Below are 23,206 nucleotides of genomic sequence, written 5' to 3'. Positions count from 1 at the left end.
TAAACGGGAAAGAGGGTGCCGCAGCGACACCCTCCCTATCAACGTTTATTCTTTTTTCCCGCTGCTGTCATCATCCGATTCTTCCGTATCCGCGCCGTCTTGATCATCTTCTTCCGGCGTTTCCGAAGTCGAATCGCTGTCAGCGCCGGCATCGTCCGAATCAGGTTCGTCTGTTCCCTCTTCCGCCGACGGCTCCGCTTCTTCTGCGTCACCCGTATAAATATCTTCCGGTTCTTCACCGTTGATCTTCTTTGTAAAGTGGTGATCTTCCGGCAGTTTGCCATCTTCTACGAGCGAGCGAATCTGCTCTGCATCGAGCGTTTCGTGTTCAATTAACATTTCAGCTACCAGCTCAAGACTCGCTTTATGCTCCGTTAAAATTTGACGGCAGCTTTCGTAAGCGTCTTTAAGGATCTGCTGCACTTCCATATCGATCTCGTGCGCAATCGCGTCACTGTAATTCTGTTCGTTTTGCATATCGCGGCCGAGGAACGGCTCTCCTTGCGTATTGCCAAATTGAACAGGTCCGAGCTTGTCGCTCATCCCGTATTCCATCACCATTTTACGTGCGATCCCGGTTGCACGCTGAAAGTCATTATGAGCGCCGGTAGACACTTCGTTAAACATGACTTCTTCTGCAACACGTCCGCCGAGAAGACCGATAATTTTATCAATCAGCTCCGGCTTTGTCATAAAGTAGCGATCTTCTTTCGGAAGCATCATCGCGTAACCGCCCGCTTGACCGCGCGGCACGATCGTCACTTTATGAACCATGTCCGCGTTTTCAAGCTTCATGCCGACAACTGTATGACCGGCCTCATGATGGGCAACGATATTCTTTTCTTTTTCCGAAATGACACGGCTCTTTTTCGACGGACCAGCAATCGTCCGGTCAATCGCTTCTTCGACCGATTCCATATCGATTTTCTTCTTATCCGAGCGCGCGGCAACGAGCGCCGCCTCGTTAAGCAGGTTCTCTAAGTCCGCACCAGAAAATCCAGGCGTTCGCTGCGCAATGACTTTTAATTCGACATCGTCAGCGAGCGGCTTTTCTTTCGCATGAACGCCGAGCACCGCTTCGCGGCCTTTTACATCCGGACGTCCGATCATGATTTGACGGTCAAACCGTCCAGGCCGCAGCAATGCCGGGTCAAGTATATCAGCACGGTTTGTTGCTGCAATTAAAATGATCCCCTCATTCACGCCGAAACCGTCCATTTCAACGAGAAGCTGGTTGAGTGTCTGCTCCCGTTCGTCGTGGCCTCCGCCGACACCTGCGCCGCGGCGGCGTCCGACAGCATCGATTTCATCGATGAAAATGATACACGGCGAATTTTTCTTCGCGTTCTCGAAAAGATCGCGCACCCGTGACGCCCCGACACCGACAAACATTTCAACAAAGTCCGAACCGCTGATGGAGAAAAACGGTACGCCGGCTTCACCGGCTACTGCGCGGGCAATTAATGTTTTACCGGTTCCCGGCGGTCCGACAAGAAGCACACCTTTTGGAATCCGCGCCCCGATATCAGCAAATTTCCGCGGATCTTTCAGGAAGTCAACCACTTCTGTCAATTCCTGCTTCTCCTCATCCGCTCCTGCTACATCACGAAAACGGGCTGTTTTCTTGTCTTCGGTAACAAGTTTCGCCTTGCTCTTGCCGAAGTTCATCATCTTGTTTCCGCCGCCTTGAGACTGACTCAAGAGGAAGAAAAAGAGGATGAAAATGATCACGAACGGAATGATCGCAGTGAAAAATGTCACCCAGCCGCCCGGCTCATCTGCCGGTTCAACGGTCAATTCGGAGAGACCTTCTTCACCTGTGTAATAAACAACTTCCTCAAGGAACATCTCCAAATCCGGAACGTGAACGGTGAAAAATTCATCTTCCTCCGCACCTTGCAGCTGTCCCCTCGCGGTGTACACATCTAAGTTCGGTTGAATCTCCAATGATTCAACGTTGTCGGCTTCCAATTCCTGTTGAAATTCTGTAAATGTAATCTCTTCGGTTTCGCCCGGTTCTTGCTGAAAAACGCTGACAATACCGACGATTACAAGGAAAATCAACAAATAAAATATCGTATTACGAAATATCCGATTCATCCTGAACCTCCTCCCACATCAAATGCACTTTCATTATAGTACCATACTCAAAGTTGTCCTCTCAATTTATTCGGACTGATAAATTTCCGGCTTCAATACACCGATGTAAGGGAGATTGCGGTACTTTTCGATATAATCAAGCCCGTACCCTACAACAAATTTATCCGGAATGATAAATCCGGCTTTATCAGCTGCAATGTCGACAGAACGTCCTTCCGGTTTATCAAGCAATGTCACGATCCGAACTGAGTTAGCCTTGCGGTATTCCAGCAGGTTCACAAGATATTTGAGCGTCAAACCGCTGTCGATAATATCTTCCACGATCAGCACATCGCGGCCCTCTACCGACGTATTCAAATCTTTTTCGATTTTCACTTCGCCGCTTGAGACAAAAGCGTGTCCGTAGCTGGAAACGTCCATCATATCAAATTCCAGATGGGTATCCATTTTTTGAATCAAATCGCCCATAAACGGGAGACAGCCTTTCAAAACCCCGATTACAAGGGGAAAACGGCCTTCATATTCTTCCGTCAGCTCCGCCCCGAGTTCAGCCACTTTATTTTGTACTTCCTCTTCTGAAACCAGCACTTCCTGAATATCATCTCTCATAACGTTAACTTGTCCCTCCTAAGAATAATCAAATCGATTGGCTATTTGCTTCAGCACTGTTGATGGTGTGAAGCTTCATTATAAGTCAGCACGGCCGAATTTTTTTCGTCCGGACGCTGGTTTTGCAATTCATAAGACCGAATTAACAGCGGAACCCACAATATTGTACCATGATCATCGGTAAGAATGGGCCATTGATCACGGATAGATTTAGGAATTTTTAAATCGATCATGACGTCTTTAATTTTTTTTGAGCCGCGCCCGTCAGGCAGACGGATCCTGTCTCCCGGTTTTCTTGTCCTGAGACGGAGCGGGAGCGCTGCCTTTTGTACGTTGATTGAAACGGAGTCTGAGCGCCCGTTATCATTCGGCGCCTCAGCTCCGGGCGGGTAAACGCGCAACAGCCCGCGATCCGTTCGATATACCTCTGTAAACTCAAGCGAGACTTCGGTTTCCTTAGCCGCTGACCGCCCGCTGTCGCGCACCCGTAAAAAATGCAGTTCGCCGTAACGGCGTTCCGCCTTCCAAGAGTGCGTTAAGTTGCGGGAAGCTGAAGGTACGGAATGCTTTGTCAACTCAAGAACAGAGTCGATATCATGGCGGCTCCAAACAGACGTGTTTTCATCGTCAAGATAGTTTAATAGTAGATGAATGACCCTTCTTTGTAAAGCGTGCGGAATATTGAGCAAATCATCACAGAAAACGGCTTGTTTATCAACCCGCAATGTTTGAAAACAGCTGTATGCCTGCTCTGCCAAATAAGCATCTTCCAGCTGCGCTTGCTCCGCCTGACGCTGCGCCGTTTGATGCAAGCGCGGGTTCTCCGCATACAGATAAGGCATTACGTTTTTACGCAGACGATTCCGCGTGTAGTTCCGGCTGTCATTCGAGGCGTCATGACGATAGGGGATCCCTTTTTCACGGCCGATGCTTTCGATCTCTCTTTTTGAGACAGATAAAAACGGCCGAATCAGTTCACCTTCGGCAAAAGCCCGGATTGCAGGCATCCCGCTCCCGCTTGATGCAGCGCCGCGCACCCATTGCATCAGCATAGTCTCCGCTTGATCGTCGCCGTGATGCGCGACTGCTAGTTTATTCGCGCCAATTTCGCGCATCTTTTCGCCGAGAGCTTCATAACGCTTCTCGCGCGCTAAATCTTGCAGCGAGCGGCGGTTGTTTTTTTTATCGAGCCGCAAAAAGGTGCAATGATACGAAATGCCGTACGTCTCGCAATACTGCCGGACAAAGCGTTCATCCGCATCGGCATCTGCTCCGCGCAATCCGTGGTGAACGTGCATCGCATCAAGCGTGAATTGATACTTTTGACTGCTGGCCATAAGCCAATCAAGCAAAACCATGCTGTCCGTGCCGCCCGAAACAGCAACGAGCAGCCGATCCCCTTTTTTAAGCAAGTGGTGCCGGTGAATAAATGCGTCAATGAATGGATTCATACCGGTGGCCGACTCCTTTGCCGAACGTAGTAATGGACAAGGAAAAAACCAGTCCGCCGGCAATCGCGCCGGCAATCAGCATTGTTTCCACGCCGTGTTCGAGACCTTCAATGTAATTTCCTTCAACAAACGCCAGCATCGTAAAGTAGGCTCGGCTTCCGGGGACTAACGGTAAAATCCCCGGAATCGAAAGGGTTGTCACCGGCAGCCGCATTCGTTTGGCAAACACGTGCGCGACAATCGCTGCCGACAATGATGCAAGTCCGGTCGCGGCAATCGGAGCGGCGCCGAAATGCATCGATGTTTGTAAAACCGTCCACGTCACCATGCCAATGCTTCCGCCGACGGCGAGAGCATGTTTCGGGACATTAAAAAGAATCCCGAAAGCTACAGTTGCAGCAAATGTGATGATCAGTTCCAACGCGAAACCCATATTCCGCTTCCTCCTTTTATATAAACAAAGAAATCGCCAACGCGACTCCGCTGGCAATCGCCAGTGATGTTAACAGCGCCTCGACGCCCCGGCTCATTCCCGCCAGCAAATCGCCGCTCAATAAATCCCGGACAGCATTCGTCAGCGGAACGCCGGGAACAAGCGGCATCAATGATCCGATAATAATTTGATCGAGATTGTTGCCGAGACCGATCATAACAAGCAATATCGCAACCGTCCCGCCGGTAAAAGCCGCGGCGAACTCGGATGCAAACCGGACTTTCATATATCCTTCCAGTTCGACAAGCGATACACTTGCCGCTACCGCGGCAATATATGCAGGGATAAGGTCAAACAAACCGCCGCCGAACAAATAGGAAAAGCCTGATCCTGCGACACCGGCAAACAGATGAATCACCCAAACCGGGTAATTCACCGGCGAATGGTATATGTCTTTTAACCTGCCATGCGCTTCGCTGATCGTTAAGTATCCGCCCGTGAATTCTCTTGAAACTTGATTCACTTCTTTAATTTTATTTAAATCTTGCCGGCGGTCGTCCACGCGGACCATCTGCATTAAATCTCCGTCGCCTTTTTTCTCTTCAAACGACAAAAAAATGCCCGTTGTTGTTGAAAAACAGTGGACATTTGCAAAACCTGCCGCTACAGCCATCCGTTCGAGCGTCTCTTCAATCCTGTACGTCTCCGCTCCGTACGTCAGCATGATCTCACCGGCAAGCAGACAGGTATCCATCATTTCGTCTGCTAAGTCGGCCATTTCGTCACACCCTTTCTTCAATCCGCGCGTATTTCCCGGGAAATACGTGCTCTTTTCCGTCATGAAAAAACCGTTTTAATAAGTGATCACTTATTAAAACGGCAGCATAGCAGCAATTTGTACATGATCAGCAGTAAGTTCAGCGTTTCGTGCTTCGCCCTCCGCGTTTTGACTCCGTTTGTTTTTTCAGCGTTGACAGCCGGTCTTCACTGTCCTTTAAGAAACGGCTCATTTTATCTTCAAACGTCGATTGGGACTGTTCGTCGGATTGCCGGCTTGTTTCAGGCCGTTCTCTCCCTTTTTCGCCGGGCGGTTTATCGGCCGCTTTTTTGATCGAGAGCGCGATTTTCCCGTCATCCTGAATTTTGACTACCTTCACCGTGACGGTATCTCCGACACTGAGATGGTCTTTAATGTCTTTAACGTAACTGTCTGCAACTTCACTGATATGAACGAGCCCCGTTTTACCTCCGGGGAGTTCGACAAACGCCCCGAAATGTGTAATCCCGGTCACCTTTCCATCGTACTTGCTCCCAGTTTCAATGGACATGTATGCCATGCTCCTCCTTCATAAGGAAAAAATATTTGCTTAATTGTACCTGTAATTTAAAAACGGTGTCAATCCTGATCACTGTCATCTCGAGGGAGCTGAAAAAGCGTCTCATCCGAATTGGACAAAAAGTAATCCCGCCGGGCAATTTCTGCGATATATTCCGGCTCTTGCAGACGTTTAATTTCCAATGCCAGTTCTTCTTCTTTTTCTTCCAGTTCGGCAAGCTGGGCACGGTGTTCGTTATATTGCCGTTCCTGCTCGTTTAATGTCTGCTTTTGATCATAGTATGTGTAACCGGACGCGGCGGTGAACAGCAGCATGATCACACCGAAAACTGACAGACGCCGGACAAGGCCGCGCCGACGCTTAAGGCGCTGTTCTTCTTCTCGGGCCCGCTTACGCTCTAACTCTTCTGTCCATTCGCGAATACGGTTTTTTCCGGGCTGATCCATGCTGGCTCCCTCCTGTACCGTTTAATAACTGTGCAATTGTATAAAAAGATGCAATCTTCTTCCATCATATCCGAACTGTCAATCTTTTTCAATAAACTATTTCATCTATTTAGTCTTTATTTCGCGGTTCTTCTTGCAAAATCGTATACATCGTTTCAGCCTCGTCTTTTTTTGTCGCCGCTTCCAGCCTTTCGACACGCAGCGTGACGACCTTTTGTCCGAATTCAATTTTCAGTTCATCGCCGGGCTTCACGTTCGCGCCTGCTTTTACCGTTTGGCCGTTCACTTGAACCCGCCCTTGGTCAGCCACTTCCTTAGCCATCGTCCGCCGTTTAATCAGACGGGACACTTTCAAAAATTTATCGATTCTCATCCGCTTCACCGCCGGTTTCAATTTTTTTTGCCTCTTCCCAAAGCTCATCCAGCTCTGCTAGCGACTTGTCTTCCCAACTGACACGTTTTTGCGCAAGTTTTGTTTCGATGTACTCGAAACGTTTCATAAATTTTGCGGTCGTTTTCTGGAGCGCTTCTTCCGGTTCGATCTGATGAAAACGGGCGAGATTGACAAAAGCGAACAATACATCGCCAAATTCAGCAGCCGCTTCAGTTTGATCGCCCGCCTTTGCAGCTGTCAGCCATTCAGCCAGTTCTTCTTGCAGCTTCATCCACATCGGCGCCTCATCGCCCCAGTCAAAACCGACTTTGGCAGCTTTTTTTTGCACATTATACGCCTTTAAAAGCGCAGGCAATGACGCAGGAATCCCGTCGAGCAAAGACGAAGCCGCCCCTTCAGCTGACTGCGGCTCTTTCTCTTGCTGTTTGATCGCCTCCCAGTTTCGGACGACATCCTCATCTGTTTCAGCCGACGTCTCACCAAAAACATGCGGGTGGCGGCGGATCATCTTATCGGTTAATCCGGCAATCACATCTTCCATGTTATAAAAACCTTCATCTTCACCGATTTGCGCATGCAAGAGCACCTGCAGCAAAACGTCGCCGAGTTCTTCGACCATATGATCGTCGTCTTCAGCATCGATCGCATCGATCAGTTCATAAACTTCCTCAATCGCATAACGTTTCAGCGACGCGTGCGTCTGTTTTTTATCCCACGGGCAGCCGTTCGGTCCGCGCAATTCCCGGATAACATCCCGCAGTTTTGAAAACTCCCCGTACAGAAGGCTCTCATCTGTGACGGGCGGAACATAGACGGCTGTCAGGTTCGACAGTCCCCGCGCACGGTCGAGTTCGTATAACGGGATTGTCGAAATCGTCTCATTCTCTGTGCCTGCTGCCGTGACAACCTTGACGATCATGTCGTCCGGAAGCCGCTCCATAAGCTTCAGTTTCACGTGCGATGCGCTTAAGTCATCAAATACTTGCGCAATGACGGTATGAGCGGTCAGCGAAACATCCTCCGCTGACATCGCCAAACCGTCGAGCAGCTGAAATCCTTCGATCGGATCAATCTTTAACGCGCTAAACAACGGGTCCAAAAAGCTTTGACCCCCGCGAATATGGACATCAGCCCATTCGCTTTCGAGGAGCTTTTTCACCGTCAATTCTGCGACGAGCGGATGCCCGGGGACCGCATACACGAGCGTGCCTTGTTGCGCGGCTTTTTCCAGCACCGACGCTGCAATCTGCGCGTACACTTGCTCGAAATCATCATGCGCTTCGTACACCTTGTCGTAACCGGTAAAACGGATTCCTTCCGCTTCTAAATCTGTTACAAGCGGATGATCTTTCGTCCGCACATGCACTTCATCTGCACGTTGCAATTGTTTATAAACCCCTAACGGCAGCTGATCGATATCCCCTGCGCCGAGGCCGATAATCTCTATTTGCGGTTTCATCTATGTCCTCCTTTGCCCTTTTCAGTCGTGTTTTTCCGGATAAGGCAGCCAGCGCCCGAGTTTAGGCAGCTGTTCCCACTCGTCGGCTGAAAACACTTTGAAGCGCCAAATCAACAATATAAACAGCAGCGCTCCGCCGGCTGATGCCGTTAAAGCACCCGCCGCCGAAGCCGCCCTCTCAGCGGCTAAAAGTCCATCTGCACTTGTTCTGATCGCAGCAGCCGCTGCTGCCATCAAACCGAGCGCAGCCGCGAGCCGGCCTGACGTTTTCCAACCGGGAAGCGGCAGCCAGCCATGTTTTATCAATACGCTCAATACAGCCGCCGCCAAACATAAAAAGACGAGCGCGGAAGCGAAAGCCGCGCCGGCAATTCCCCAAAAAGAGACCGCTATAAAGGTGAAAACCGTTTTAACGATCAACGCCGCCCCTAACCATAATGCCGCTTCGCGCGCGCGGTCGAGCGCATGCAACAGCGCAGCGGCGGTCATAAAGATCGAGCCGCTCAAAACGACCGATGACATAACCATTAACAGTTCTGTGCCGTTTCGATCGGTAAACATCATCGGATTCAGCGCCGGCATGACCGCCGCCATACCGACGGCTGCCGCGCTGCCGAACACAGCCGCAATTTTTACTGCGCGCGCGGTTTCTTCGCGAACCGCTTTGTTATCCCCGTTTGCAAAGGATCGCACCACAGAGGGCACCGCACCGTACGAAAATACAGTTGTCACGACCGCACCGAACTGAACAAGCGGCCACGACCGGTCGTACACCCCTTTCACTTCTCCGGCAGCTTCCGGGGCCATGCCGTCAGCTGTCAACGCCGGAATAACTGTCAGCGCGTCCGCAGCTTGAAATAAGATCAACGCCATCGCACTGGCGGAAACGTAAAATCCGGAAACGAGGAATATTTTCGTATCTTTAAACCATCCCTCGGGAAACAAAGGTCCCGATCCGGCCGCGAACGGGTTGAGCGTAACCGCAGCAGGATCGCGGCGGTAACGGCGGAACAAAAAGATGCTCCCCGCCGCCCCGCCGGCAAGCGCGCCCGCTCCTGCCGAAATCCCTGCATAGTAAGGGTTGCCGCTTAAATACATCGCAAATGACGCCACGAGTAAAATCATCACTACCCGCACGGACTGTTCGGCCACTTGCGATAAAGCGGACGGCAGCGCATCCCCCCGCCCCTGAAACCAGCCGCGCCCGAAAGCAAGAAAAGGAATAAGCATAAACGGCAAGCCCATAAAACGAAGAGCCGGACTCAATGACGGGTCGCCGATGAGAGAAGCAATAGCCGGAGCAAAAACGGTCACAGCTGCGGCGACCACCGTATGCAGCACAACGAGCGCCCAAAAGAAAAAACGCAGCCGCCCCGCATCCGGCGCCGCGGCCTCTTGCTTTCCCGCCGTCCATTTCGCGAGCATAAGCGGGAAACCGAACGTGCCGATCACAAACGCCGCTCCGTATAGCGGGTATATTTGCTGGTACACATAAAAACCGAGGTCCCCGGTAATATTTTGATAAGGTATTTTATAAAGCGCGCTTAAACCTTTAACAAACACGGCGGCAGCGGTTAACAAAAGCGCCCCTTTCATCCATGCCGGACCGTCGCGGCTCACTTTTCTGCCTGGCATCTGTATAGACTCCTTTTCGAAAAACTTTCGCTACGCTTTTGCGGTATCTTTTTGCACATCCGGCAACTTCCCGAGCACACTCTCAAGTATCGACAAATACTCACGGTCAGAGAGCGATTTTGTCTTTAAATGGACAGCAATCCGGCTCCCTTCCATCGATAAATGCAATTTGTTCGAAAGCTTATTAACGAGCGTAAAAAGTTTCGATCCGTCGATCCGGTTCGTCGCTTCCTCAGTCAAAACAGCCTTGCATTCATTTTTCTTCTCGGAAATCGTCTCCACACCTTCTTCGCGGGCGTAGAGCTTAACTTTCGTCACCGCGAAAAGGTGTTCTACTTCCGGCGGATATTCACCGAAACGGTCGATCAGTTCGCTTTGCAAATCGCTGATATCTTCAAACGATTGAATCGCCTTAAAGCGTTTGTACATATCGATTTTTTGTTTCGAATCGGCGATATACGATTGCGGGATATAGGCATCGACTTGAATATCCAGTTCTATATCCGGTTTCTCTTCCTGTTTCGGCGAGCTGTCTTCATCCCCTTCGATGCCGGCTTTATCCTTTCGCTCTTCAATCGCTTCTTTCAGCATTTGTGAATAAAGATCGAAACCGACAGAAGCGATAAAGCCGTGCTGTTCGGCACCGAGCAAATTACCGGCCCCGCGAATCGATAAATCGCGCATCGCGATTTTGAACCCGGAGCCGAGTTCGGTAAACTCTTTAATCGATTGCAGGCGGCGCTCAGCGACTTCGGTCAGCACTTTATCCCGCTGGTGGGTGAAATAGGCGTAGGCCACCCTGTTCGAGCGTCCGACCCGGCCGCGAAGCTGATAAAGCTGTGAGAGTCCCATCTTATCGGCGTCATTAATAATGAGTGTATTGACGTTCGGTATATCAACACCCGTTTCAATGATCGTGGTGGTTACGAGCACATCCGTTGTCCCTTCGAGAAAATCAAGCATGACGGGCTCTAATTCATTTTCACTCATTCTTCCGTGCGCATAGGCGACATTTGCCTCCGGAACAAGCATGTTCATCCGCTCGGCCACCGATTCAATATCATCAACCCGGTTATAGAGGAAAAAGACTTGCCCCCCTCGTGCCATTTCCCGTTCAATCGCTTCGCGGATAAACGCATCGTTATATTCAATAACGTACGTCTGCACCGGAAACCGGTTTTCCGGAGGCGTTTCAATCACGGACAGATCGCGGACGCCGAGCATCGACATATGCAATGTCCGGGGAATCGGTGTCGCCGTCAAAGTTAAAACATCAACGTTTGCTTTCAGCTGTTTGATTTTTTCTTTATGCGTGACACCAAACCGCTGCTCTTCATCGACGACGAGCAGCCCCAAATCTTTAAAGGAAATATCTTTAGACAGCATCCGGTGCGTTCCGACAACGATATCAACCGTTCCTTTTGCGAGTCCGTCCGCCGTCTGTTTTTGTTCTTTGCGCGAGCGAAAGCGGCTCATCATCCCGGTGTTTACCGGAAATTCTTGAAAGCGTTCGCGGATTGTTTCATAGTGCTGCTGGGCAAGAATCGTCGTCGGCACGAGGATCGCTACTTGCTTGCCGTCCATAATCGCTTTAAAGGCTGCGCGAAGCGCCACTTCCGTTTTACCGTAACCGACATCCCCGCATAAAAGCCGATCCATCGGGAAATCCCGCTGCATATCCTTTTTGATCTCGTCAATCGCCTGCAACTGATCCTCCGTTTCTTGATACGGAAACGACGCTTCGAATTCGCGCTGTTCGGCGTCGTCTTCTGAAAAAGCATAGCCGGGCGTTTGCTGCCGTTCTGCATACAGTTTGATCAAGTCATCAGCAATATCCTGGACAGAATTTTCCACTTTGTTTTTTACTTTTTTCCAATCGCTTCCCCCGAGCGCGTAAAGTTTCGGGTCTTTATCATCGGAGGCGACGTATTTTTGTACTTGGTCGATTTGATCGACCGGGACGTACAGTTTGTCATTTCCTTTATACGAGATATGCAAATAATCTTGATGGGTATCGCCGACTTGCAGTGTTTCGATTCCGAGATATTTGCCGATCCCGTGGTTTACATGAACGACCCAGTCCCCGACTTTCAGCTCGGAATAATTTTTGATCCGCTCGGCATTGGACAATTTCTGCCGCCGTTTCGGTTTGCGCGTCTGTTTTGTGAAGACGTCCTCTTCTGTCACGACGACCGTCCGCTGCAGCGACAGCTCGAAGCCGTTGACTAGATGTCCTTCCATAATCAGCGCTTCTCCCCGTTTAGGGGCATCCTCCTGCGAAGCAAATGCGGCTTCAATGCCGTAATCCTCCAGTACGCGCTTTAAGCGTTGTGCGCGTTCACTGCCGTTGCACGTAAAAACGATGCCGTACTCTGCTTCTTTCCAGCGTTCAACTTCGCTTTTTAAGAGGTTGATTTGTCCGTGAAACTGCTGCATCGATTTCGTCTGAATGTTGACGATGTTTTTCGGGTCGATCGCTTGATGCGAGCGGAGGAAAAGGCTGTAATAGACGAGCGGCGCTTTCGTTTCAGCGATCACATCCTCAAACGGGCGCGACACGTTGATTTGCGGGACAGCCGCTCCCTGAGAAGCCATGCCGGACAGCCATTCGGCTTCCTCATTTTCCAGACTTGCAGCCGTCTCTTGCACGCGGCTGACTTCATCGATAAACACCGTTCCGCCGGCAGGCAAATAATCGAGCAGCGTGTATAAACGGTCATAATAAAGCGACATATATTTATACATCGCATCAAACGGTGTGCGGTTTTTCAGCCACTCCACTTCCTCGCCGATTTTTTCGGCGGTCTGCTCTTTAACGCTCTCATCAGTAAGATTGCGCAATGTTTCCGCCAGACATTTCTCAAGCGCGCCGGCGCCATTCGTGAAGTGTTCAGCTTCGAGCATCAGTTCTTTCGCCGGTCCGACGGTTACCGACGGCACCGTTTCCAGAGAGCGCTGCGTATCGACATCAAAATAACGGATGGAATCGACCTCAGTATCAAACAGTTCAATTCTGAGCGGGTGCGTTTCTGTCAGCGGATAAATGTCGACAATCCCGCCGCGGACACTGAACTCCCCGGGGGTAGATACCATGTCCGCGCGGTGATAGCCCATCGCGACAAATTTTTCAAGCATCGTATTGTAAGGCTCATCTTCGCCGACAGTTAATGTTGTTTGCTGGCGCTCCCATACAGCCGGCGGAGGGAGCAAACGCCTGACACCGGCAACCGGAGCAATGACAATGCCTTCTTTTCCGGCGGCCCAATGATTCAACACTTCCAAACGCTGGCCGCGCATCTCCGGACTTGCCACCGCAATTTCAGCTGAAATGAGTTCGTTCGCCGGATAAAGCCAGACGTTCGCATCTCCGAGCAGCGACACGAGGTCATCGTACAGTTTTTGCGCCTGAAACAAATTATGTGTCACAATCAGCTGCGAACGCCCCGAGCGCTTATAGAGCGCGGCCATGATTAACGACCTAGCCGAACCGCTGACACCTGCAACCATCTGCTCGCTCAAGCCGGACTCAATGCCGCCGGCAAGCTGATTGATATCTTCTGTTTGCATAACAGTTTGTATTAATCCTTGCACACTCGTTCCCACCTTTATGGTTATGTCGCTGTTTTATTGCGGCGCTTCAATACGAAAAGGCTTTGACAGTCTTTTGTCAAAGCGTTCAGTTCGATTATTTTGTCTCTCGCGGATCTTTTCGGCTTGAGCGATCCATGCTGTCACTTCCTTTGCCGGGGATCATCAGCTGTTATAATCGTTCATAACTTGTTTGAAACTTTGGCCGCCCCAGGCTTGAACAGCGTCTGCCGCTTGTTGAACGGCTTCGTTTACGGCCGTTCGTTCATCAGGGGAAAAGGAACCGAGCACGTGATTGGTTACCGATTCGCCCGGAGCCGGACGCCCGATCCCGATTCGGATCCGGTTAAACGATTCCGTGCCCAGGTGCTGTATCGTGGAACGTATCCCGTTATGACCGCCGTGGCCGCCCTTTTGCCGAAGTCTGATTTTTCCCGGCGGCAAGTCCAGATCATCATAAATGACGAGCACGTCATCCGGGGCGAGCTGATAATAGCGGGTGATTTCACCGATCGCTTCACCGGAGAGATTCATATACGTCATCGGCTTTAAAAACATCACTTTCTCTGAGCCGATGCGCGCTTCTGTTATCAAGCCTTTAAATTTGGACTGATCAATCGAGATATTTAATTCGTCAGCGCACCGGTCCACAACATCAAACCCGACATTATGCCGGGTGCGGTCATATTTTTTTCCCGGATTGCCGAGTCCGACGACAAGTTTCACCGGTTCATACGCTCCTTCGTCTCGCAATTTGCTCTTTCGTTTAAATAATGATCGCAGCTGCATCGTTTGCCGACACTCCTTTACCGATATAGCCGTTCAAGGGAAAAAAAGGCTGTCTCACATATGGAGAGACAGCCTCTTGCGCAGCATCGATCAGCCTTCGTTTTCGTCGGAATCGTCTTTTGCTTCCGCTTCTTCATCGACCAATTCCGGTTCTTCTTCCTCTTCTACATCAACCGTTTCTTCCGGCTCTTCGGTCGGAGGTACAACCGTGACGACCGCTTCGTCTTCTTCCGCGTTGAATTCGAACTTCGCTCCGCTCTTCAAGTCGCCGACAGCGACTGTGTCGCCGATTTCGAGTTCGGTTACGTCAACGTTGATCGCATCCGGAATCTCTTTTGGAAGCGCACGGACAGAAAGCTCATAAACCGCTTGCTGAAGAACACCGCCGTCTTTGACGCCTTGTGCTTCTCCTTGAATGTGAACAGGGACGTCCGCATCCATTTCTACCGTCATGTCGGCTGCGTAAAAGTCGACGTGAACTACTTCGTTTTTCATCGTATCGTACTGCATATCGTAGATCATGACGTCTGTTTGCGTGCCGTCGACATCAAGTTTAAAAACGCCGGTCTTTCCTTCGTTGCGGTATGTTTTAATGAATTCAACCGTTTCTACAGCTACCGGCGTATTGCCGTATTTTTTTCCGTAAATAACTGCTGGAATATATCCTTTTTCCCGCGTCTCTCTTCGTGCGGAATCTTTAAAATTTTCTCTGACATTCGCTTTTAATACACTAACCATTGTAAAAAATCACCTCATCATTGTTTTCAATATTATAACCTTTTCCCGCCCAGTTCTCAAATTAAACTTTTGAATTTAATCAAAAAGCGTGCTGACTGAACGGTCTTCATAGACATTAACGATCGCTTTGGCAAGCAAGTTTCCGACCGAGAGCTGCTTCACTTTATCAATTTTCTTCTCCGGCGGAAGCGGAATCGTATTGGTCACGACAAGCTCTTTCAACGCCGAATTTTCGATCCGCTCAATCGCGGGCCCGGACAATACCGGGTGGGTGCTGCACGCATAAACTTCCTTCGCGCCGCTCTCAATCATCGCATTGGCGGCGAGCGTCATCGTACCGGCTGTATCGATAATATCGTCGATGATAATCGCCGTTTTCCCTTCAATTTTTCCGACGATATTCATCACTTCCGACATGTTCGGCTTCGGCCGGCGCTTGTCGATGATCGCAATCGGCGCTTTTAAACGGTCTGCCATTTTACGGGCGCGCACAACGCCGCCGTGATCAGGCGAAACGATAACGATGTCTTCGAGCTGTTTTTCTTCAAAGTAGTTTGCCAAAATCGGCACACCGATCAGCTGATCGACCGGGATATCAAAGAATCCTTGAATTTGTGAGGCATGCAGATCCAATGTGATCACACGGTCCGCACCCGCAGTTTCGAGGAGGTTGGCCACTAGTTTCGCTGTAATCGGTTCGCGGGATCGCGCTTTTCGGTCTTGCCGCGCGTAACCGTAATAAGGCATGACGACATTAATCGTCCGGGCCGACGCGCGTTTGAGTGCATCAATCATGATCAGAAGCTCCATTAAATGCTCATTCGCCGGCGAACTGGTCGATTGAATCACGAAAATGTCGCAGCCGCGAATACTTTCTTCAATATTGATTTGAACTTCGCCGTCACTGAAACGCTGTACAGAGCTCTTCCCCATTTCTGCGCCCATCGCCTCAGTGATTTCATGAGCCAGCTCAGGGTTGGAATTGAGCGTAAATACTTTTAAATGTCCGTCTTTGTAATGAGCCATCGCACCTTTACCCCCATTAATTCAATTCTTCGCGGCGTCGTTTTTCAAATAACCTTCTTTGGTCGTCTGACGGCTTCTCGCAATGGCCAACGACTCACCCGGCACATCATCGGTAATCGTCGAACCGGCCGCAATGTAAGCTCCTGTGCCGATTGAAACCGGCGCAATCAAATTCGAGTTGCACCCGACAAACGCCCCGTCTTCAATCTTTGTTAAATACTTGTTTTTTCCGTCGTAATTCACTGTAATCGAACCGCAGCCGACATTGACAGCATCGCCGATCTCAGCATCGCCAAGATAACTGAGATGCGAAGCTTTGCTGTTTTTCCCCATCGACACTTTCTTCAGTTCAACAAAATTACCGACACGCACGCCGTCGTCAAGCGCCGTTTCCGGACGCAAATGGGCGAACGGGCCGATCTTCACATCGCTGCCGATGTCGCTCATCGATGCGACGGACTGCTTTACCAGTGTACGGTCGCCGACTCTGCTCTCGGTCAATTCCGTGTGCGGACCTATCCGGCACGCGCTTCCGATGATCGTCCCCCCGCGCAGAACCGTTCCCGGCTCCAGTACAGTGTCGGGACCGATCACAGCATCGCGTGAAATATAGGTCTGTTCCGGGTCGGTCATCGTTACTCCTTGCCGCATCCAATATTCATTAATCCGGCGCTTCATCCATTTTTCCGCTTCGCTTAATGCCACGCGGTCGTTTACACCCATCGTTTCATGAAAATCCGCCGCTGTAAAGGCGCTGACTGTCTCGCCTTCACGCTGCAAAATTTCAATCACATCCGGCAAGTAATACTCACCTTGAACATTGTCATTGCCGACATTTTTTAACGACGTAAACAACGCTTCATTATCGAACACATACGTCGCGGAATTTATCTCTTTGACGCGCCGCTCTTTTTCACTGGCATCTTTATGCTCGACGATTTTCTCAACCTGCCCGTCCGCATCGCGCAGCACCCGGCCGTAACCGTCCGGCTCTTCTGTCACAGCTGTCAAAACCGTTGCTTTTGCGCCGGTTTGTTCGTGGTGAGCCATTAAATCCGCAAACGTTTCTGCGGTTAACAGCGGCGTATCCCCGCAAACGACAAGCGTTGTTCCGCTTTTCCCTTCGAGCACTTTGCCTGCTTGCATCACCGCATGGCCGGTGCCAAGCTGCTCTTCCTGCACGGCGTAGCTGACACGGTCGCCGAGAAGATCTTGGACCTTTTCTGCACCATGACCGACAATCGTTACCGTATCATCGACTGAACAGCTTTCAAGCTGGTCGACGACATGTTCGACCATCGGTTTTCCCGCAATCGGGTGAAGAACTTTATACAGTTCGGATTTCATCCGTGTTCCTTTTCCTGCCGCTAGCACAACCGCATATCGCTGACTCATGACAAAACCTCCAACGGTCTGATTTCCATAATGAATATATCTTAAATCAAGCGCTATTTCAAGGTGCAAGTCGAATTCAGCTCGTTGATCCATAAAAGAACCCAACATCACTTAAGAGCGATGCTGGGCAGTCCCTGTCCGTTAATTTGACAAACCGGCCTGTTCGTAAATTTCTTGATTTTCCTCTTTTGCGGCTGCCTGATCGTATTCAGCCAACACCGCCGCTTGAATTTTTTCACGGGATGACGAACAAATCGGATGAGCAATATCGCGAAATTCTCCGTCGGGCGTCCGCTTACTCGGCATAGCCACAAACCGGCCGTTATTTCCTTCAATGACACGAATATCGTGTACGACAAATTCCTCATCAATGGTAATCGATGCGATTGCCAGCATTCGGCCTTCCGTTTCAACTCGGCGAAGCCTCACATTTGTAACGTCCATACCTGTCACCACCTTTATCCGTTAAGTGCCCCTCTACGCTAATTAGTTCGGCACAAACATCGCAAATCCTGCCGGATATAAGGAAAAATATTGCACTGGCGGAAAGTTGTAACAAAATGTTCAAATTTGCTCTGCGCGCACACCGTTACTTCGTGAACATGTTCCCCGGTTCAACCGTAATTTTACGGCTTTGCACGTCTACGTGGGACAATTTCGTCAGCGATGTGTATGTATCAACGAGCTTCGTTTCCTCATGCACTGCTTCTGTCAACACGGCAACGCCGGCAACCGTCGAATCAAATTCTGCCGCCAAATCGATCATGCCTCTGATCGTTCCGCCCGCTTTCATAAAATCATCAACGATCAGTACATTTGATTGCGGCTTCAGGCTTCGGCGCGCTAGCGACATCGTTTGAATCCGCTTGGACGAACCGGACACGTAATTGATGCTTACAATCGACCCTTCGGTAATACGCTGATCGTGGCGGACAATACTGACAGGAACGTTCAGGTGCATCGCGACCGCGTAAGCGAGCGGAATCCCTTTTGTCGCCATCGTCATAATCGCCGTCACGTTTTGATCACGGTAATGCGAAGCAAACATTCTTCCCAGTTCTTGCATTTTCGCCGGATCGCCGACAATATCCATCATATATAGATAGCCGCCGGGCAAAATACGCCCCGGGTCTTCCAGTTCTAAACATAGATCGCGCACTTGCGTTAACGCATCACCGCTTCCGACCGTCGGCACAAAGATCACACCGCCGGCTGCACCGGCCGCCGTTTCAATGATGCCCAGCTCTTTTGTTTCAAACAGTTCTTTAATAATCGAGATATCCTCACTGATGGAAGATTTTGCTGCTTGATAGCGTTCAGAAAAAAACGTAAGCGGAATTTGCTGGTGAGGATGTTGGAGCAAATACTGCGTCATATCAACAAGCCGGCCGCTTCGGCGATATTTCATGAGGAACCTCCTTAGATAAAATCCGAATAATTAATTGAAATATATCATTTTTGTACGGATATAACAAGCTCCCCTCTGCAGAACTGTTCACTCGCACGGCAAACTTATCCGAGCATGCGCACAAGATACACTTGGTCGACAAAACCTTTCAGCGCGTTGTAAAGGCGCAACGCTTTTTTGTCATTGCGGCACAATGAAAAAACCGTCGGCCCGCTTCCGCTCATCACCGTTCCGTCCGCCCCGGATTCGATCATCCGGTCTTTGATTTTTTTTACATCCGCGTTTAATTCAAACGTCGCTGTTTCCATCACATTTTGCAACAGCCGGCAAACTTCCCGGTAATCGCTGTTTTCAATCGCGCGGATCATTCCGGCTGTATCCGGGTGCTCGATATCATTGAGGCGTAAACGCTTGTAAATGTCCTTTGTCGCCACACCCGCCGGCGGTTTCGCTAAGACAACCCAGCATGTCGGCGGAGATGGGAGAAATGTTAATTTTTCACCCCGCCCTTCGGCCAAAGCCGTTCCGCCGTAGACGCAAAACGGTACATCTGAACCGATCTGCAAACCGATCTCAGCCAATTGTTCCAAAGTCAAGCCGAGCTGCCACAGGTCATTCAACCCGCGGAGCACTGCAGCCGCGTCGGTGCTACCTCCTGCCAGTCCGGCAGAAACGGGAATATATTTGTCGATATCAATCACAACTCCGCCCTGAATGTGAAACTTCGACTTAAGCAGCGCCGCTGACTGGAAAGCTAAGTTGTTTTCGTCTGTCGGCAGCTGACCGTTATTTACCCGGACTTCAATATCTTGACGGTCTTGCAAACTCAGATGAATCCGGTCAGCCAAGTCGACTGTGGTCATAATCATTTTTACATCATGGTAGCCGTCTGTTCGTTTTCCGGTGACATCCAACGTTAAATTTATTTTCGCAGGCGCTTTTACGCTTGTTTTCATTATTATTCACCTTCTTCGTCTCTTCAGCCGATTCTTCCGTTATTTTACCATTCGCTCGATCTTACGACTATTAAAAATTCGCGCAACACGAAAAAAGCCGAAAGCGATCGCTTCCGGCCAAGGTCTGGTCATGCTGTTCATTCAGTTCGTCACTGCAAATTAAGTACAAACGCTCATCGTAAACCGCTTATCGTTATGCTTTTTCAAGCATCGTCAGCTGAACGGTTTCAGTCAATACATCTGTGTAGCTGTAAGACATTCGTTCGACCGGGTATTTATCCCGATCCAATTTGACGGTGAAAACACACGGATAAACGCTCTCAATCTGTCCGGAACGTTCAATCATTTTTTTGCGTCCGCCGTTTGCCTTAATCGTAACATCTTGCCCTAAGTGTTCTTTTAACGACTGTTTGATTTCGTCTAATGTTTTAGCCATCCACCACACCTCACTTAAACCGTATTATACAGGGTGAAAGGGGGTGAAGTCAATAGCCAAAACTTAGAATTATAGCAAGCTGATATCGCGATGTCAATTCTTAAAAAAGCACAAAATCATTATTTTCTATTTTCAGACTTTTTCTTCACCGAATTTTTTTGCAATCGAAGCAAATTCTGCCATTGTCAGCGATTCGGCGCGGCGTTTGGGATCGATTGCAATGTCCTCAAGCGCTGCCATGACCGCCTCCTTTTGCATACGCCCGCTGAAAAATGCCGCGAGATTGTTTAACAGTGTCTTTCGCCGCTGAACAAACGAAGCTTGAACAACCGCAAAAAAGAACGCTTCGTCTGCTACCTCCACAGGCGGTGTCTCCCGCGCGGTTAAACGAAGAATCGCCGAGTCGACGTTCGGCTGCGGAATAAACGCGGTTTTCGGCACGGTGAACAGCGTTTCTGTCTCTGCATAATACTGTGCGGCGACGGAAAGAGAACCGTACATTTTCGACCCCGGGCGGGCGCTGATCCGCTCAGCCACTTCTTTTTGCATCATCACGACGATCACCCGAAGCGGAAGCTTCTCTTCAAGGAGCTTCATCAAGATCGGCGTCGTAACATAGTACGGCAAATTGGCAATGACAGCTAAATCTTGCCCCGGCTGAAAATGCGTGCGTATTTCCGCTGTTAAATCGGCGGCCAGCACATCTTGATGAATCACTTCGACATGGCTGTACGGAGCGAGCGTATCAGCCAGAATCGGCAGCAGCCGCCCGTCGATTTCATAAGCGACAACTTTGCCGGCGATTTTTGCCGATTGTTCGGTCAGAGCGCCGATCCCCGGGCCGATCTCGATCACACCGCTGTCTTTTGTCACGCCGGAAGCTTCGACAATTTTTCGCAAAATATTCGAGTCGACCAAAAAATTTTGCCCAAGGCTTTTTTTAAACGAAAACCCGTGTTCGGTTAATATTTCTTTCGTGCGGTTCGGTGTGGCAATATCTTTACTCATTGTCATCACGGAGCTCCTTTTCCAGCTTGTTTACAGCGTCTGCCCATTCTTGCCTGCTGATTTGAAATTGACGCAGCCTTTTTTCTAACTGCTTTGCGTTGGCATAACCGATGCCGAGGATGATCCCGAGCCGTTCGCGCTTTCTTCTCGCACCTTCTCCGGCGGTGAGCCCGGCTTGCAGCAGATCATCCGACGTTACGAACGTTTTTGCTTCCTCCTCACTGTAGGAAACTTTCGCATGCTCCAGAGCATACTGCAAATCAGCTAAAGCAGCATGTTCAATGCCGATTTTCCCTTTTTGTTCATCCTTGGCCGCTTCTTTCGGTAAAAATGCGTGCTTCACCCCGGAAACCTCGTCATCGATCGTCTGCCTGATTTTTCCGCCGGGAAAATCAGGGTCGGTAAACACAATCACACCGCGGCGGGCGTTAGCTAAGCGAACCCTTTCAATCACCGCAAAGGAAACCGCCGAGCCGTTCGTTTCGATCGTATCGCAGTCAAAATAGCGGCGGAGCTTCAGCGTATCGTTCTTGCCTTCAACGACAATGATTTCTTTAATACTCTTACGTGTCATTTTCTACGCCCTTTCTTTTATCCTGATCCCATTATAGAGAAAGAGACGAAAAAAGCACAGCGGGAATTTTCCCGCTGTGCTGTCGGACGGTTTTTCAGCTGCTTCAGTCCAGCACCCGCACTTTTACCGATTGGCGTCCAAAGCTTTCAGCCGCTCCCTGGTCAGGCATAAAGATATCAATCTTTCGGCCGTTAATCGCTCCGCCGGTGTCTGCGGCTGTAAAGGTACCGCGCCCTTTTACTTCCACCGTCGATCCGAGCGGGATTACGCTTGGGTCGACGGCAATAACATCCGCACCGGGATTTGCTTGTAAATCGAGCCCGGTTCGCGTTGTTCCGGAACAGCCCGTACAGTTTGCTGTATAAGCTGTCGCTTCAAACGATCGCCATTCGCCGCCAGAAGATGATTGATCAGATGATGAGTCCGAATTGGACGATGACGATGTCGATGATGAACCACGCGATACGGTTTCGCTGTTTGATCCTGTCCCGACGGCCACGACGCGATCGCGGCTTTCTTCGACGGTTGTCTCTTCGACTAATTCACGCGAGACTTCCTCGCCGTTTTCTTTCACTACTTCATACTGTTTTTCAACCTCGCCTTTACGGCCTGATTTTTCGACTTCTTCTTCGCCTTCCGTTAACGACGAATCGTTTTCCGTTACCGTCGCGTAACCTTTCTTTTCGGTCACGACGTCAGTGACGGTCTCGACCCGGACGACATTGACCTCAGTTTCTTCATCCAATGTTACGTCTTTCGACGGCTCGACACGATCTTCGTCCCCGAGTTCTACATTCTTTTCGGCCAAAAATTCTTCGACGGTTGTTTCGGTTGTCCACGCTTTTTCTTCTTCTTCGCCGCCGTCAGATAATTTTACCGGAAACGCCTCGGCGTAAGACACGTTCATACCGTCTTCAAGTTCGGCATTTTTGCTCGGTTCTACCGCATCGCGTTCGCTCGCCTCAATCCCGAGTTCTTCGAGAAGCTCTGCAACATTGTCTGCAGTTGAGTGAACCGTTTCCTGCTCGCCTCCGCGTTCTACGAAAACTTGATTTGCTTGGGTATATGTGATCGTCATATTGTTTTGAACTGCTTCGTCTTTTTCTGGGTTGATTTGATCATGTTCCCCAATGTCAATGCGTTGTTCTTCTAATGCTTCTTCCACTGTTGACGCATGTGTGTAAGCGGTGACTTCTTCACCATTCTTTTCGACCGTGACTTCTGTTTTCGTCACCTCAAAAATGACGAAGGCGACAAGGCCTGCCAACATAAGGAATCCGGCACTAGAAACGGCCATACGGCGCAATACATGACGGTCCGTAAACCGTTCAGTCCATTGATTCATGGTAAAACCCTCCTTCAAGGACTGAATTATACGCCGCCCCCTACCCTCAGTCAATTACATTTTCATGAAAAATGTCGCG

General features: G+C 50.0%; 22 protein-coding genes. All 22 read right to left on the bottom strand.

The annotated features are described in order from the left end of the window. Nucleotides 1-45 precede the first annotated feature (45 nt). The 22 genes from ftsH to EDD67_RS13400 all read right to left on the bottom strand — a co-directional run bounded on the left by ftsH (nt 46) and on the right by EDD67_RS13400 (nt 23,127). The gene (gene ftsH, locus EDD67_RS13505) at nt 46-2,100 is read right to left on the bottom strand and encodes an ATP-dependent zinc metalloprotease FtsH (RefSeq protein WP_093074054.1); all 2,055 of its coding nucleotides are present in this window, start codon (nt 2,098-2,100) and stop codon (nt 46-48) included. Between the two features lie 66 nt (nt 2,101-2,166). Next, nucleotides 2,167-2,709, bottom strand: coding sequence for a hypoxanthine phosphoribosyltransferase (hpt, locus tag EDD67_RS13500; protein WP_093074052.1), 543 nt, complete (start codon nt 2,707-2,709; stop codon nt 2,167-2,169). 50 nt (nt 2,710-2,759) lie between these two features. After that, nucleotides 2,760-4,160: a tRNA lysidine(34) synthetase TilS gene (tilS, locus tag EDD67_RS13495; protein ID WP_121438667.1), complete on the bottom strand. Its 1,401-nt coding sequence runs from the start codon at nt 4,158-4,160 to the stop codon at nt 2,760-2,762. Continuing rightward, nucleotides 4,144-4,650, bottom strand: a complete 507-nt coding sequence (locus EDD67_RS13490) for a threonine/serine exporter family protein (RefSeq protein WP_277872099.1) — start codon at nt 4,648-4,650, stop codon at nt 4,144-4,146. Before EDD67_RS13490 ends, tilS begins: the two co-directional genes overlap by 17 nt. Further along, complete coding sequence (locus EDD67_RS13485) at nt 4,610-5,371, bottom strand: threonine/serine exporter family protein (protein WP_121438668.1); 762 nt, start codon at nt 5,369-5,371, stop codon at nt 4,610-4,612. Before EDD67_RS13485 ends, EDD67_RS13490 begins: the two co-directional genes overlap by 41 nt. A gap of 139 nt (nt 5,372-5,510) precedes the next feature. Further along, nucleotides 5,511-5,921, bottom strand: a complete 411-nt coding sequence (locus tag EDD67_RS13480) for a S1 domain-containing RNA-binding protein (RefSeq protein WP_093074044.1) — start codon at nt 5,919-5,921, stop codon at nt 5,511-5,513. A 68-nt stretch (nt 5,922-5,989) separates the two neighbouring features. After that, entirely contained in the window at nt 5,990-6,376 is a 387-nt protein-coding gene (locus EDD67_RS13475; RefSeq protein ID WP_121438669.1) for an FtsB family cell division protein, read from the bottom strand. A gap of 109 nt (nt 6,377-6,485) precedes the next feature. Further along, the gene (locus EDD67_RS13470; protein ID WP_093074040.1) at nt 6,486-6,749 is read right to left on the bottom strand and encodes an RNA-binding S4 domain-containing protein; all 264 of its coding nucleotides are present in this window, start codon (nt 6,747-6,749) and stop codon (nt 6,486-6,488) included. Next, complete coding sequence (yabN, locus tag EDD67_RS13465; protein ID WP_121438670.1) at nt 6,736-8,229, bottom strand: bifunctional methyltransferase/pyrophosphohydrolase YabN; 1,494 nt, start codon at nt 8,227-8,229, stop codon at nt 6,736-6,738. Before yabN ends, EDD67_RS13470 begins: the two co-directional genes overlap by 14 nt. A gap of 21 nt (nt 8,230-8,250) precedes the next feature. Next, the gene (locus EDD67_RS13460; protein WP_121438671.1) at nt 8,251-9,864 is read right to left on the bottom strand and encodes a polysaccharide biosynthesis protein; all 1,614 of its coding nucleotides are present in this window, start codon (nt 9,862-9,864) and stop codon (nt 8,251-8,253) included. A gap of 30 nt (nt 9,865-9,894) precedes the next feature. Further along, a complete protein-coding gene (mfd, locus tag EDD67_RS13455) occupies nt 9,895-13,455 on the bottom strand; it encodes a transcription-repair coupling factor (protein WP_121438672.1) in 3,561 nt (1,186 codons plus the stop codon). A 162-nt stretch (nt 13,456-13,617) separates the two neighbouring features. Beyond that, nucleotides 13,618-14,178 carry an aminoacyl-tRNA hydrolase gene (pth, locus tag EDD67_RS13450; RefSeq protein WP_093074080.1) on the bottom strand — a complete coding sequence of 187 codons (561 nt, stop codon included), beginning with the start codon at nt 14,176-14,178 and terminating at the stop codon, nt 13,618-13,620. Nucleotides 14,179-14,331: 153 nt separating this feature from the next. Next, nucleotides 14,332-14,979 (bottom strand): 50S ribosomal protein L25/general stress protein Ctc, encoded by a 648-nt coding sequence (locus EDD67_RS13445; protein ID WP_121438673.1) that lies wholly within the window; start codon nt 14,977-14,979, stop codon nt 14,332-14,334. A gap of 75 nt (nt 14,980-15,054) precedes the next feature. Then, a complete protein-coding gene (locus EDD67_RS13440; RefSeq protein ID WP_121438674.1) occupies nt 15,055-16,005 on the bottom strand; it encodes a ribose-phosphate diphosphokinase in 951 nt (316 codons plus the stop codon). 21 nt (nt 16,006-16,026) lie between these two features. Further along, complete coding sequence (gene glmU / locus EDD67_RS13435) at nt 16,027-17,400, bottom strand: bifunctional UDP-N-acetylglucosamine diphosphorylase/glucosamine-1-phosphate N-acetyltransferase GlmU (protein WP_121438675.1); 1,374 nt, start codon at nt 17,398-17,400, stop codon at nt 16,027-16,029. A gap of 141 nt (nt 17,401-17,541) precedes the next feature. Beyond that, the gene (gene spoVG, locus EDD67_RS13430; RefSeq protein WP_121438676.1) at nt 17,542-17,844 is read right to left on the bottom strand and encodes a septation regulator SpoVG; all 303 of its coding nucleotides are present in this window, start codon (nt 17,842-17,844) and stop codon (nt 17,542-17,544) included. Nucleotides 17,845-17,989: 145 nt separating this feature from the next. Next, a complete protein-coding gene (gene purR, locus EDD67_RS13425) occupies nt 17,990-18,808 on the bottom strand; it encodes a pur operon repressor (protein ID WP_121438677.1) in 819 nt (272 codons plus the stop codon). Between the two features lie 104 nt (nt 18,809-18,912). Next, nucleotides 18,913-19,764 (bottom strand): 4-(cytidine 5'-diphospho)-2-C-methyl-D-erythritol kinase, encoded by an 852-nt coding sequence (gene ispE / locus EDD67_RS13420; RefSeq protein ID WP_093074022.1) that lies wholly within the window; start codon nt 19,762-19,764, stop codon nt 18,913-18,915. A 193-nt stretch (nt 19,765-19,957) separates the two neighbouring features. After that, nucleotides 19,958-20,200, bottom strand: a complete 243-nt coding sequence (locus tag EDD67_RS13415) for a Veg family protein (protein WP_093074020.1) — start codon at nt 20,198-20,200, stop codon at nt 19,958-19,960. A gap of 132 nt (nt 20,201-20,332) precedes the next feature. Next, nucleotides 20,333-21,208, bottom strand: a complete 876-nt coding sequence (rsmA, locus tag EDD67_RS13410) for a 16S rRNA (adenine(1518)-N(6)/adenine(1519)-N(6))-dimethyltransferase RsmA (protein ID WP_186805950.1) — start codon at nt 21,206-21,208, stop codon at nt 20,333-20,335. Continuing rightward, nucleotides 21,201-21,782 carry a ribonuclease M5 gene (gene rnmV, locus EDD67_RS13405; RefSeq protein WP_121438679.1) on the bottom strand — a complete coding sequence of 194 codons (582 nt, stop codon included), beginning with the start codon at nt 21,780-21,782 and terminating at the stop codon, nt 21,201-21,203. The genes rsmA and rnmV overlap by 8 nt, the downstream gene beginning before the upstream one ends. 103 nt (nt 21,783-21,885) lie before the next feature. Continuing rightward, complete coding sequence (locus tag EDD67_RS13400; protein ID WP_093074014.1) at nt 21,886-23,127, bottom strand: resuscitation-promoting factor; 1,242 nt, start codon at nt 23,125-23,127, stop codon at nt 21,886-21,888. Nucleotides 23,128-23,206 lie beyond the last annotated feature (79 nt).

It is taken from the genome of Salisediminibacterium halotolerans, assembly GCF_003814815.1.
Classification (GTDB): Bacteria; Bacillota; Bacilli; order Bacillales; family Salisediminibacteriaceae; genus Salisediminibacterium; species Salisediminibacterium halotolerans.
The sequence above is the reverse complement of the archived record's forward strand: the minus strand, read 5'-3'. Positions and strand labels throughout refer to the sequence as shown.

Bases quoted from the DNA above. Each gene is read 5' to 3' on its own strand.
- ftsH (WP_093074054.1), bottom strand. From the start codon at position 2,100: ATGAATCGGATATTTCGTAATACGATATTTTATTTGTTGATTTTCCTT.
- hpt (WP_093074052.1), bottom strand. From the start codon at position 2,709: ATGAGAGATGATATTCAGGAAGTGCTGGTTTCAGAAGAGGAAGTACAA.
- tilS (WP_121438667.1), bottom strand. From the start codon at position 4,160: ATGAATCCATTCATTGACGCATTTATTCACCGGCACCACTTGCTTAAA.
- EDD67_RS13485 (WP_121438668.1), bottom strand. From the start codon at position 5,371: ATGGCCGACTTAGCAGACGAAATGATGGATACCTGTCTGCTTGCCGGT.
- EDD67_RS13480 (WP_093074044.1), bottom strand. From the start codon at position 5,921: ATGTCCATTGAAACTGGGAGCAAGTACGATGGAAAGGTGACCGGGATT.
- EDD67_RS13475 (WP_121438669.1), bottom strand. From the start codon at position 6,376: ATGGATCAGCCCGGAAAAAACCGTATTCGCGAATGGACAGAAGAGTTA.
- EDD67_RS13470 (WP_093074040.1), bottom strand. From the start codon at position 6,749: ATGAGAATCGATAAATTTTTGAAAGTGTCCCGTCTGATTAAACGGCGG.
- yabN (WP_121438670.1), bottom strand. From the start codon at position 8,229: ATGAAACCGCAAATAGAGATTATCGGCCTCGGCGCAGGGGATATCGAT.
- EDD67_RS13460 (WP_121438671.1), bottom strand. From the start codon at position 9,864: ATGCCAGGCAGAAAAGTGAGCCGCGACGGTCCGGCATGGATGAAAGGG.
- EDD67_RS13445 (WP_121438673.1), bottom strand. From the start codon at position 14,979: ATGGTTAGTGTATTAAAAGCGAATGTCAGAGAAAATTTTAAAGATTCC.
- EDD67_RS13440 (WP_121438674.1), bottom strand. From the start codon at position 16,005: ATGGCTCATTACAAAGACGGACATTTAAAAGTATTTACGCTCAATTCC.
- glmU (WP_121438675.1), bottom strand. From the start codon at position 17,400: ATGAGTCAGCGATATGCGGTTGTGCTAGCGGCAGGAAAAGGAACACGG.
- spoVG (WP_121438676.1), bottom strand. From the start codon at position 17,844: ATGGACGTTACAAATGTGAGGCTTCGCCGAGTTGAAACGGAAGGCCGA.
- purR (WP_121438677.1), bottom strand. From the start codon at position 18,808: ATGAAATATCGCCGAAGCGGCCGGCTTGTTGATATGACGCAGTATTTG.
- ispE (WP_093074022.1), bottom strand. From the start codon at position 19,764: ATGAAAACAAGCGTAAAAGCGCCTGCGAAAATAAATTTAACGTTGGAT.
- EDD67_RS13415 (WP_093074020.1), bottom strand. From the start codon at position 20,200: ATGGCTAAAACATTAGACGAAATCAAACAGTCGTTAAAAGAACACTTA.
- rsmA (WP_186805950.1), bottom strand. From the start codon at position 21,208: ATGAGTAAAGATATTGCCACACCGAACCGCACGAAAGAAATATTAACC.
- rnmV (WP_121438679.1), bottom strand. From the start codon at position 21,782: ATGACACGTAAGAGTATTAAAGAAATCATTGTCGTTGAAGGCAAGAAC.
- EDD67_RS13400 (WP_093074014.1), bottom strand. From the start codon at position 23,127: ATGAATCAATGGACTGAACGGTTTACGGACCGTCATGTATTGCGCCGT.